General features: G+C 32.2%; 10 protein-coding genes. 4 read left to right on the top strand and 6 right to left on the bottom strand.

All coding sequences use genetic code 11. The features are described from left to right. Positions 1 to 123 precede the first annotated feature (123 nt). Complete coding sequence (gene rpmA / locus HM986_RS04185; protein ID WP_074936881.1) at positions 124 to 384, bottom strand: 50S ribosomal protein L27; 261 nt, start codon at positions 382 to 384, stop codon at positions 124 to 126. Between the two features lie 42 nt (positions 385 to 426). Beyond that, on the bottom strand, positions 427 to 1,071 hold the full coding sequence (gene rplU / locus HM986_RS04180) for a 50S ribosomal protein L21 (RefSeq protein WP_179333808.1): 645 nt from the start codon (positions 1,069 to 1,071) through the stop codon (positions 427 to 429). A gap of 300 nt (positions 1,072 to 1,371) precedes the next feature. Here rplU and HM986_RS04175 point away from each other — a divergent pair, with 300 nt between their 5' ends. Together HM986_RS04175 and HM986_RS04170 are read left to right on the top strand one after the other, a co-directional pair. Continuing rightward, positions 1,372 to 2,691, top strand: a complete 1,320-nt coding sequence (locus HM986_RS04175) for a M16 family metallopeptidase (RefSeq protein ID WP_179333807.1) — start codon at positions 1,372 to 1,374, stop codon at positions 2,689 to 2,691. Positions 2,692 to 2,710: 19 nt separating this feature from the next. Next, a complete protein-coding gene (locus tag HM986_RS04170; RefSeq protein ID WP_179333806.1) occupies positions 2,711 to 4,768 on the top strand; it encodes a M16 family metallopeptidase in 2,058 nt (685 codons plus the stop codon). Between the two features lie 62 nt (positions 4,769 to 4,830). Here HM986_RS04170 and HM986_RS04165 read toward each other — a convergent pair whose 3' ends face one another. Beyond that, entirely contained in the window at positions 4,831 to 5,718 is an 888-nt protein-coding gene (locus HM986_RS04165; protein ID WP_179333805.1) for a DMT family transporter, read from the bottom strand. 103 nt (positions 5,719 to 5,821) lie between these two features. Here HM986_RS04165 and HM986_RS04160 point away from each other — a divergent pair, with 103 nt between their 5' ends. After that, the gene (locus HM986_RS04160; RefSeq protein ID WP_246288446.1) at positions 5,822 to 6,214 is read left to right on the top strand and encodes a cation transporter; all 393 of its coding nucleotides are present in this window, start codon (positions 5,822 to 5,824) and stop codon (positions 6,212 to 6,214) included. 115 nt (positions 6,215 to 6,329) lie between these two features. Here HM986_RS04160 and HM986_RS17695 read toward each other — a convergent pair whose 3' ends face one another. From HM986_RS17695 to HM986_RS04145, 3 genes are all read right to left on the bottom strand, one after another. After that, positions 6,330 to 6,527, bottom strand: a complete 198-nt coding sequence (locus tag HM986_RS17695; protein ID WP_246288445.1) for a hypothetical protein — start codon at positions 6,525 to 6,527, stop codon at positions 6,330 to 6,332. Between the two features lie 336 nt (positions 6,528 to 6,863). Then, positions 6,864 to 8,267, bottom strand: coding sequence for a DUF5689 domain-containing protein (locus HM986_RS04150; RefSeq protein ID WP_179333802.1), 1,404 nt, complete (start codon positions 8,265 to 8,267; stop codon positions 6,864 to 6,866). A gap of 78 nt (positions 8,268 to 8,345) precedes the next feature. Next, on the bottom strand, positions 8,346 to 11,126 hold the full coding sequence (locus HM986_RS04145; RefSeq protein WP_179333801.1) for a carboxypeptidase regulatory-like domain-containing protein: 2,781 nt from the start codon (positions 11,124 to 11,126) through the stop codon (positions 8,346 to 8,348). 137 nt (positions 11,127 to 11,263) lie between these two features. On the opposite strand from HM986_RS04145, the gene HM986_RS04140 reads away from it, so the two are divergent. Then, on the top strand, positions 11,264 to 12,316 hold the full coding sequence (locus HM986_RS04140; protein WP_179333800.1) for an endonuclease/exonuclease/phosphatase family protein: 1,053 nt from the start codon (positions 11,264 to 11,266) through the stop codon (positions 12,314 to 12,316). Positions 12,317 to 12,369: the final 53 nt, after the last annotated feature.

Below are 12,369 nucleotides of genomic sequence, written 5' to 3'. Positions count from 1 at the left end.
TCTTTATTCAATAGATAATAACGATGTTACTATGAGGTTCTTCGCTTTGCTTAAAATGACAAAAACAAAAAACCCTCTCTATAAATAGAAAGGGTTTTTACAATTTGTTAAGAAATGAATTTATTAAGCTTCAAAAGCTTCAATAGAAACGTAAGACTTGTTGTCTTTTTTCTTAGTAAATTTTACTAGGCCGTCAACTTTAGCATGTAAAGTATGATCTTTTCCTTGGTAAACGTTTTCACCTGGATGGTGCGTGTTTCCACGTTGTCTTATGATAATGTTTCCAGCAATAGCAGCTTGTCCACCAAATATCTTAACGCCTAAACGTTTTGATTCTGATTCTCTACCATTCTTCGAACTACCAACTCCTTTTTTATGAGCCATGATCTTAAGGTTTTATTTTGTTAATATTAATGCAATTGAAAATTACTTTTCAATTCCACCGTCTAATCTGTCTTGTAATTCTTTTAACTCGTCCCACTTACCATCTGCAGCTAATTTAGCTTGCTTTGGCCAAGTATCAGTAACGATGTGTGCTAATCTTGAGCTAGCTTCACTAAGCACATTGCTTAATTCTTCTGGCTTTGCATTTGCCACTTTTTCAAAAGTTTCAAAACCAGCAGCAACTAATGCTTCAGCAGCTTTAGGTCCAGCACCTTCGATTTTCTTTAAATCGTCAGCTTTTCCAGTTGCTTTTTTAGGAGCAGCTTTTGCTTCTACTTTTTTAACTTCTTTCTTTGGAGCAGCTTTTTTAGCTCCAGAAGCAGTAATACCTTCAATTACGATTTCAGTTAAAGATTGTCTGTGTCCGTTTTTTACACGGTAACCTTTACGTCTTTTCTTTTTGAAGACGATTACTTTGTCACCTTTAAGGTGTCTTAAGACTTTTGCACCTACTAGTGCTCCATCTATAGCTGGGGCGCCTAAAGTAATATTGTCACCATCACCAATTAAAAGAACGTTGTCGAAATCTACTTTCTTACCTTCTTCTGTTGATAAACGGTTAACAAAAACTCTTTGGTCTTTTTCAACTTTAAATTGATGCCCTGCTATCTCTACAATTGCGTACATAGCGTAACGTTTTTATTAATTTGTTTATTAAAAAATATGCTTTCATCTCAGAAAGCGGATGCAAATATAGTTCTAAATTATTAATAGGCAAGCGTTTTAAGGGTTTTAGACCTGTTTTTGCTTTAAATAATTAAGAGTGTAAGCCTTTTTGGTAAAATAGACATCTATATAGTGGGGAGTTTTTACATTTTATTCTGTTAAAAAGATAAATCATTGCTTATTTTTGTGAGACTTCTTGTAACAATATACATTTAGTATAGACAAACCTTTAAAACAATTTAAATTTTAAAAAAAACTACAATGAAAAACTACTTACTAGCTTTGGCTTCTTTGTTGTTTATTAGCCATCAGGCAATAGCACAAAAAGTTGAATTTGAGGAATTTGATTTAGACAACGGATTACACGTTATTATGCATCAGGATAATACGGCACCAGTTGTTATTACATCTGTAATGTATGACGTAGGAGGAAAAGATGGAGATAGAGCACGTACAGGGTTCGCACACTTTTTTGAACACCTTTTATTTGAAGGTTCTGAAAATATTGGTCGTGGGGAATTTATGAAAATTATTCCTGCAAATGGAGGTACATTTAATGCTAATACGTCTCAAGACAGAACGTATTATTACGAAATTTTTCCATCTAATAAATTAGAATTAGGATTGTGGTTAGAGTCTGAGCGTATGTTGCACCCTGTTATTGACCAAGTTGGTGTGGATACACAGAACGAAGTTGTAAAAGAAGAAAAACGTCAGAGTTACGATAATAGACCTTATGGGAGTCTTCTAAAGACTATAGGTGAGAATCTTTTTGAAGTTCACCCTTACAAGGATGAAAATATTGGTAAATTAGAACATTTAGATGCTGCGACTTTAGAAGAGTTCAATGCGTATTTCGATAAATATTACGTGCCAAACAATGCTGTATTAGTTGTTGCAGGTGATATTGATTATGCTAAAACTAAAAAATTAGTACAAGATTATTTTAGTGCTGTTAAAAAAGGTCCAGACGTAGTTCGTAATTTCCCAAAAGAAACACCAATTTCTGAAACGAAAAAAGCTAAGGCTTACGATAAGAATATTCAAATTCCAGCAATTATTGCAGCTTACAGACTTCCTGGTCAGTCTACCAAAGATGCTTATGTGTTAGATATGATTTCTAGTTATTTAAGTGGAGGAAAAAGTTCTGTACTTTATAAAAAATTAATTGACGAGAAAAAACAAGCCTTAACGGTACAAGCAGTTAATATCGGTCAAGTAGATTATAATATTTTTGCTCTATTTGCTTTACCATTAGGCGAAGTGAGTTTAGATACGTTATTGGCAGAAATCGATGAGGAAATCGTAAAGCTTCAGGATGAATTAATTAGTGAGCGTGATTATCAAAAACTTTTAAATCAATTTGAAAATAATTTCGTGAGCTCTAATTCTAGTGTAGCAGGTATTGCAGGGTCTTTAGCAACATATTACTTATTATATGGTGATGTAAATATCATTAATAATCAGTTAGAAACGTATAGGTCTATTACTAGAGAAGACATTCAGGCAGCGGCTAAGCAATATTTAAGTCCTAACCAACGTGTAGAAATTGAATATCTACCAAAAAAAGACGATCAATAATATGAAAACAGCAATTAACATGAACAATAAAATAGTAGCCTTTTTCGCATTATTTATAATGACTATTGGCGCCAGTGCACAAATAGACAGATCTCAGCCACCTGTGGCGGGTCCAGAACCAGAAATATCAATTGATAAGCCAGAAGAGTTTACATTAAAGAATGGCTTAAAGGTGCTTGTAGTAGAAAACCATAAGTTACCAAGAGTATCTTATTCTTTAAGAATCGATAATGCTCCTGTGGCAACAGGAAAAAAAGCAGGTATTGAAAGCTTAATCGGAAGTATGTTGGGTAACGGAACGACGAGTATTTCTAAAGACGAATTTAACGAAGAAATAGATTTCTTAGGAGCAAGTTTAAATTTTGGAATTAGCGGAGGTTTTGCAAGTTCATTAACAAAGTATTCAGATAGAGTATTAGAATTAATGGCAGATGCAGCTATAAATCCATTATTAACAGAAGAAGAGTTTGATAAAGAAAAGACTAAATTACTAGAGGGTTTAAAAGCAGATGCTAAAAGTGCAGACGTTATTGCTGGTAGAGTTGGTTCGGCTTTATCTTACGGAACAAACCACCCTTACGGAGAGTTTGTAACAGAAGAGACAATTAACAATGTAACATTTGGAGACGCTGTTGCGTTTTACGAAACATACTTCAACCCTAACCATGCATACTTAGTTGTAATTGGTGATGTAAAGTATAAAGACGTTAAAAAACAAATTCAAAAATATTTTAAAGGTTGGTCTCAATCTGTAACTGTTAACACTACAGTGCCAAAACCAAATCCAAACGTACAATACACGCAAATTAACTTTGTTGATGTACCGGATGCTACACAATCTAATCTTTCTATTACTAACAACGTTGATTTAAAGATGAGTGATGAAGATTATCATGCCGCTTTAATTACAAACAACATCTTAGGTGGTGGTGGTGAAGGTTATTTGTTTAAAAATCTAAGAGAAGATAAAGGATACACTTATGGTGCTTATTCTAGTTTAGGAACAAACAGATATGGTGCTTCTCGTTTTAATGCTAGTGCTAAAGTTAGGAATGAAGTAACTGATAGTGCTGTTATTGAAGCTTTAAAGGAAATTAAAAGGATTAGAACAGAACCAGTTGATGCTCAGCTTTTAAAAGATGCTAAAGCAAAATATGTAGGTAACTTTGTAATGGCTTTAGAGCGTCCACAAACTATTGCAAATTATGCACTAAATATTAAGTTAAACGATTTGCCTCAAGATTTTTACACGACTTATTTACAAAAAATAAATGATGTTACTATTGAAGATATTAAGCGTGTAGCAAACAAATATTTTAAAGAAGATAATTTAAGAATTATTGTTGTAGGTAATGGTGCTGAAGTTTTAGAGAATTTAGAAAAGACAGGCATTCCAATCAAGTATTTTGATAAGTATGCTAAAGCTACTGATAAGCCTGAGTTTGAAGTTGAGTTACCAGAAGGAGTTACTGTAAAATCTGTTTTAAATAATTACCTTAAAGCAATTGGAGTTACAGATAACTCAGAGACTTTAAAATCAGTTTTAACTAAATATGAAGCTACAACACCTATGGGAGCTGTGATTTCTGAAGAAAAACGATTAGAAGGAAAAATGGTGCAAAACATGTTTATGGGTGGAAATAAAGTGATGTCTATGGTAATGACTCAAGATGGAGCAACTGCTAATCAGCAACCACTACCAGAAAATATGACGAATGATATGAAGGCAAATGCAGGCTTATTTATGGAATTGAATTTAGTGGATTCTGAATCTGCTCAAATTACTGCCATTGAAAGTATTGAAGGTAAAGATGCTTATGTTGTAAAAGTTTCTGGTGAAGTGATATCTTTCATGCTTTATTATGATGTTGAAACCGGACTTAAAGTTAAAGAAGTACAGACGACTTCTATGCAGGGACAAACTCAAAGTCAAGAAGCCTTGTTAAAAGATTATAAAGAATATAATGGAATAAAATTTCCAGAGACTAGAGATGCTAATATGATGGGACAGTCTGTAGTATTCAAATTAATGGAAGTGAAGATAAATGAAGGTGTAACAGAAGCAGATTTTAATTAAATCTAAGGCCTTTTAAATAGTCTATTAAAACCGAAGTGAAAGCTTCGGTTTTTTTATGCGTATTATTTTAGTTTAGACTGTGGTTTATGAGATAAATAGACACCAATCAAAATAAGTATTGACGCTAAACCTTGAATATAACTTAAATTCTCGCCATCTAAAACTCCCCAAATTAAAGCGACAATAGGCATAATGTAAGTTACAGAAGATGCAAAAACTGGAGTGGACATTTGTACCAATTTAAAATATAATATTTTGGCGAGTGCAGTACCAAAAACAGATAGTATAGTAACATAAACTAAGGCGTCTAATAACTTTGGATTAGAGATCGTTACTGTCGCAAAGAAGTCACTAAATAGTAATACAATTAGTGCCGGAATAACAATGAAGGCATAATTGCCAGCAGCAATAGCCAATGGTTTTACATCTTGTAAATAGCGTTTTATAATATTGACGTTTGCGGCATACATTACTGTTGATGCAATTACAAAGCCTGCATATAAATAATTTTGATGGGGGTTTAATTCAGATCCCTTTAAAATTAATATAGCCGTACCAATAAAGCCGATAATTACTCCAAAAATTTGTCGCTTAGTTGATGTAATTCTAAAAACAGCAAAGCCTAATAAAATAGTATTTAAAGGCACTAACGAGTTTAATATGGATACTATGGCACTATCAATTTCTGTTTCTGCAATTGCAAAAAAGAATGCCGGAATAAATGATCCCAGAAATCCAGAAATTAACAACCATTTCCATTTAGGTTTTGGTATAGTTTTTAGTGTATTAAAACCAAAAGCTAAAAGAAGTATTCCTGTAATAATAGTTCTAAGCGCTCCTAGCTGATATGCTGAAAGACCTAAAAGTGATTTCTTAATAAGTATAAAAGAACTTCCCCATATAATAGATAGCATTATAAGGTATATCCATTTTAAATTAGGGTTTTTCATACAAGATCGTCTATAATGAGTCATAAAATTCGTTAATTGTTTCGTAAGGAACGTCAATATTTGTTAGTTTTAACCAAAATATTAATACTTTAAATCAATGAAGATGTTTAAGACAATAAGTATAGTTGCAATTGTAGCTTTGGTTTTTACCTCTTGTAAAAATGAAACCGAACCACAAGTTAAAACTGTAGAGGTGGAAGTGGCTAAAAAAGACGTGGCTGCGACTCTAGATCCAAATGCAACGTATGCTAAAGTAGAATTTGGGATAGATGGAATGACTTGTGCTATGGGTTGTGCTAAAACTATCGAAAAGAAGATGGCTAAAATGGAAGGTGTAAAATCTGCTAAAGTAGATTTTGATACACGTATGGCTATGGTAGAATATGATGAAGCTAAAGTTACACCAAAGGCATTACAAGAAACCGTTACGAAGGTTGCAGATATTTACAAAGTGAAAAATATGCATATCGTAGATGATTTTGGGAGCGATAAATAAGCTTGAGGCACAGATGGTAAAGAGTCGTGTTATGTTAAAGCCAAAAATAGATAATTATTAAAAATTACTTATAAAGTTTAAATATTTAAACGCTATCCGAAAGGGTGGCGTTTTTTTATTGAACTTGAAGCAGAATAGAGGCTATTACGAAGCAGCCTAAAGGGAAAAGCCATAATAAGTAAATAGAAGTATCATTACGCTTAGATTTGGCATTAAGAATCAGTCGTTTCTTTCCATTATAGCGCATCCAGTTTTTAGATATTATAAGAAATGTAATTAATGCAAATAATACCCAAAATTTTGATGAAGACATTATTAGCATGTTCATTTGACTCGCAAAAGCCATAAAAAAAGCACTTATTACAAATACAATAGATACCTCTAAAGTGCTAATATAAAGGAGAGCTATATTAATGCTTTTTTTTCCTAAAGTTTTCTTGTAGTGATTAAATATTGAAATATATAAGGTGTCTAACATAGAGGTGGAATCCTTTTTTTTAGGTTATAAATATAGTGAATTACAATAAAGCACTATCAATTAAATAAGACATAAAATTAAATACTCTTATTCGTTTAATATGAAATATGGATATAAAAAAAGGACTGTCGTTTTAAACAGTCCTTTCTCTTTATAAAAAAATAAGATTTTTTATTGTGCTAAAATTTGAACATTACTAAAATCTACTGTCGTAGATATTGATGCATTGTTACTATCATAAACAAAGGCTAAAACAGCATTACCTGCAATCATAGAAACATCAATTAATCCTGTAGCATCATAAACATTGTTGAAAAAGCCAGTATTTTCTGGTAAAGCAGCAATTTCTGAAGCTCCTATTTCTATCCATGTTGCATCATCAGGGTCACTACCTGTTGTGTAATCGTTAGAGTAGTAAGCTTTTATTGGTTGTCCATTACTAAAAGCATCTGCAATTTGTAAAATAAGACGCTCATTCTCATTAGCATCAAAATCTATTGAAGGTGATATTAACCAGCTAATCATTTCTAAAGTCGTAGTACTGTTCTCATAAGCAGATCCTCTTACATAACCTTCACCACTAAAGCTACTAGCGTACCATTCCTCTGTGCCTAATGTGTTTATAACTTCCCAGTCGCCTAAACCACTATCAAAGCCTTCGTCAAAGACAACATCAAATTCTGAGAGGTCTAATAAAGTACATCTAGGGTTTTCCATATCTACATCATCCGTACTGTTAAGAGCTAATATTAAGCTAGCACCATCAAAAGTTTTACTAACAACCGCTGTTATAGATCCATTTCCAATAGGTAATTCTTCATTTTTAAAACTTGAAAAACTACTAGTTTCTAAAATAAATTGTGTGTACTCAAAACCACTACAGTCTTGTAATTTTCTTTGTGTATCAAAAACTTCGATAGGATCAAAATAATTTAAACCATTTAAATTGTCAGCAAATTCCACATTTTGAACATTGACTAAAATACCTACATGTCTATTACCAATTGCAGAAAGTCCCAACGTTAAAGGTGTTAATTCGTAAGAATCAGCTGATCTTAAAACTTTTTGCCTTATTTGAATTTCGTTTAAACTTGTTACAGTAGTACCGTATTGATCAGTTTCAGTTCCACCACCAATTGTAATGACACCGTTTCCAACACGCTCTTCTCCAATAAAAAGATCTTGTAAACCAATATATACTTCTCTTCCTAAATTGAATTGGTTGTAAGTATCAACTTGGTTTAAAATTACTTTTATACCTGATGTTGGGTTTGTAGGACTATCTTGAATATAGAATTCTTTAAAGAAGTTACCTGTCTGATCAGATGAAGATACATATCCTTTCACATAATCATTAGTGTCTACTGGGTCGATGAACTCCCCTCCTTGGTACAATGCTTTAACTTCTGCGAACGTTAATTCATTTCCAGTCTCTAACAATGATGTAAGGCCTTTATTTTCTTCGTCTCCTAAACTATTAGGAATAGTATAGTCATCATCCTGTACACAAGATGTAATAGCTACAGAAGCTATTAAGACTAACATTAATTTTAAAGATTTAATCGCTTTATTCATAACTTTTTTATTTATTATTATTGAATTTATGAAATTTGAACATTTCATAATTGTGATATTATTTATTAATTTTTCTTTTTAGAATCTAACGTTCAAGTTAACAAAATAATTGGCACCACGTCCATACCAATACTTAGAACCAAACTGAGGATTGCCATCAGCATTATCATCTCTAAGTTCTCTATAGTTGGCATTTCTACCTTGTTCAAAACCACCTGTTTTGTATACTTCATCAAGGATGTTACCAACACTAGCAAATAGACTAATATAATATTCATCAACTTTCCAAGATTTTCCACCGACTAAGTTAATAACCATGTAGTCGCTAATTTTTTCTTGTTTTAGTAATTCAGTAGCTAAGTCTTCATCATAGTCATTTATTGGCAACCCATCTGAATCTAAATAGAAATTCTCTGTTCTTGTTAATGCATTTACGTCGATGTAAGCATTAGAGAAGAAGTTAGCTGTTGCACCAAACCACCAGAAATCAGGATCTCTGTATTCAAAACCAATAGATGCAGCTCTTTGAGGTCCTCCAGCAAGTTTATAATCTTTTAAATTAGCTTTTCCATAATCAATAGAACCTGACCCATCTGCTGTTTGAAAACTAGCAGACGTTAAGTATAAGTTAGGATTATTATCATATGTATATTGACCAATAGAAGCAGCACCTTTTAATTTTATAGTTGGTGTTACTTGTGCTTCAATTCCTAATTCCATTCCTAAATGGCTTTTGTCAATACCTTGTAAAACTTCCTGAACAAATGCAGACGTATCGTTATCTGTAATATCGTTACCGCCACTTAAACCATCAGCATAATAAAAACCAACTTCGTTAGCGTCTTCTATTTTAGTATAGAATCCTGTAACTTTAGCATTAACTATTGGTGATCTAAAGATGTAGCTAGCATCTAATGATGTTACTATTTCTTCACTGATATTATTCACCACAGAATGATTTTCTCTAGAGTTAGAGTACGTGTTACGTAAATTTGGTGCTCTTGTAAGATAACCTCCATTAACATCAATTAAGTGTTTTCCTGTAATTTTGTATGTGAATCCTGCTTTTGCACCAAGACCTGTAAATGAAAGCTCGTCTCCCTTTCCAAAAGATTCTGGTCGTCCATCAACTCCGTCAAATCTGCTATTCTCCCATAACCCTTCTCTTTGGTATGTTGTGCTAGTTATATTGGCAGAAGCATAGAAATCAAACTTGTTGTACTTAAACTGCCCTTGAGCATAACCTGAAATGACATCAGCATATAAGTTGTAGTTATATCTGTATTTATCTCCTTCTTGTACTATTCTATCTTGATTACGGTTGTCATATTGGTATCCGTCAAAAGAATCTACATTTAATAAACCAACATTAGACCCCAATAAATCGATAACTTCTCCGAAGTTTTCTGACTTTAAGTTTTTGTAGTTTACTGCTCCATTAATAACAATGTGTTCATTAATTTCAGATGTAAATATAGAATTAACTGTTAATTGCTTGTCATCAGCTCTGTCTTCATATAAAGCGTACGCAGAAGTTATGTCATTAATATTATTAGTAACGTTAGCATCTATAATACGATTCCAATCTAATTGGCCATCAGTTATAAATTTTTGCTCTGCTAAATATGCACCTGCAAGGTCATCTCTTTGTTCATGATAACTAGGTAGTAGTTGGTAATAAGCAGCACTTGGGTTACCACCACCACTGTAATCTAATCTACTATTTCCTAATTTACCAAATTGGTAACCAACGTTAGTATTTAATCTTGTTTTAGAAGAAATATCCCAATAATGATTTAACATAAAGATTGGCTCTTCAACTTCTTTAATACGAGAATTTCGTTGTTCTCCATCCAAGTCTCCCCAGTATTCATTGTATTTAATCCCTTTTAGGTCATAAATTTCTTGTGTGTTTGGCGACGACTTTCCTCTTCTATTAGGTGTGTAAACTGAAGTAAAGTTAATACTGTGTTTATCGTTTATTTTCTTTTCTACAGAAGCAAAGAATGAATTAGAATCATATAATGTTCCATCAACAAAACCTTCTTCGCCCCAACGTCTTCCTAACATAACAGCATAAGACCAACCCCCATCTAATAAACCAGATGCATAACTTGCCATAACACGATTAGTATAACTTCTATTTGAAGAAGAATATGTAATACGTCCACCTTTTCTATAAGAAGAAGCTCTAGTTATAATGTTAGATGTTCCTAAAACACCACCAAAATTATAATCAGAAGGAGTAAGACCAGTTGTTAAAACTTGGTTACGCATCATATCGTTTAATCCGCCCCAATTACTCCACTGTGGTCTCCCGTTGTAAAGTTTGTTCATTTCAATACCGTTCATTAAAACAGATCCGTTTTCTGAATCTAAACCTCTTACTTTAAAGAAAGAAGAACTAAATTCAAAAGCTGCTGTTCTTTGAAAAACATCTAATGAAGACGATAGTAATCCAGAAATATTATCTGCACCACTTGTATCATCATTTAATTCGTCATCAGACAATGTAATTGTAAACATATCTTGTACATCTGTGACATCGATATCTAAAGTCATATCCGTAATATCTACGGTTTGACCTTCGTTTACAATAATTGGGTAACGCTTTGTTACAAAGCCAGCTTTAGAAATTTTTAAAACATGTTCCCCTAATGGTACATTGCTGGAAAAAATAAATTCACCGAAACCGTTTGTTAAAGTTGTTTGCTGGGTTTCCTCAATAGTAATTGTTACATCTGGAATTGGTTCTGAAGATGCGGCATCTTTTACACTACCCTTAATAATGGTATTTTGTGCCATCATAGTAAAGGAAGTTAAAACTCCAAATAGTAAAATAATTAAACTTTTTTTCATATCTAAATTTAAAGTTAATAGTCTTGGTACATTAAATAAAATTTATTTAAGGCGTGCAAATTTACATTATTTATAATAAATATCTACTTTTGGCTCAAGATTTGTAAAGTAATTAATGTTAACATAACATGAGGTAAATGAAAAATTTAAAACACAACTTATTGGTATTATTTATTATGGTATTTATAAGTATAAATGCACAAGAGAAGAAAAAGTATAAAATTCACACTGTAGCATTTTATAATTTAGAAAATTTATTTGATACTATAAATGATACGACTAAATATGATGAAGCTAGTCCTATTATGGAATTAAATCAGGGTCTAAGAGCTGAGGCCTATGAGAGAAAAGTAAAAAATATGGCAAAAGTAGTTGCTGATATTGGTTATGAAGATACTAAAAACTCACCTGCAATAATTGGAGTGTCTGAAGTTGAAAACAGACAAGTGCTTGTAGATTTGGTTAATGATCCTCAATTATTGAGTAAAGATTATGGTATTATTCATTTTGATTCTCCTGATAAAAGAGGAATTGACGTTGCACTATTATATCAAAAAGCACTTTTTAAACCTATTGAAACAAGTTCTCATGAATTACTTATTTACGATGATTCTTCAAGAAAACGTGTTTATACAAGAGATCAATTATTGGTTACTGGAGAATTAGATGGTGATTTAATTCATGTTATTGTTAATCACTGGCCGTCTCGAAGTGGAGGAGAGGCAAGAAGTAGATTTAAACGTGTTGCAGCAGGAAAATTAAACAAACGTATAATTGATTCTCTACAATCTATTGATCCTTATGCTAAAATCATGACTATGGGAGATTTTAATGATAATCCTATTAATGATAGTATGAAAAAGGAAATAAAAACCGAATCAGACAAAGATAAGGTGAAGTTAAAAGGTGTTTATAATCCTTATGAAAACCTATATAAGAAAAAAGGATTAGGAACAACTGGTTATAGAGATTCATGGAGTTTATTTGATATGATTTTATTTACACAACCTTTTTTAGAAAAGGATTATACGTCTTTTAGATTTTATAAAGCAGGAATTTTTAATAAGTCGTATTTAACTAATAAAGAAGGACGCTATAAAGACTATCCTTTAAGAATGATTGATGCAGGTCTTTCAGGAGGTTATAGTGATCACTTTCCTGTATATGTATACTTAGTTAAAGAATTATAAACAAAATTTTGAAACTAAAAAAAGCGTCTAATAATATTAGACGCTTTTTTTAT

Origin of the sequence: Winogradskyella costae (genome assembly GCF_013403865.1) — a bacterium.
Taxonomy (GTDB): Bacteria; Bacteroidota; Bacteroidia; order Flavobacteriales; family Flavobacteriaceae; genus Winogradskyella; species Winogradskyella costae.
Note: the sequence above shows the minus strand (reverse complement) of the source record. Positions and strands in the feature narration are given on the sequence as shown.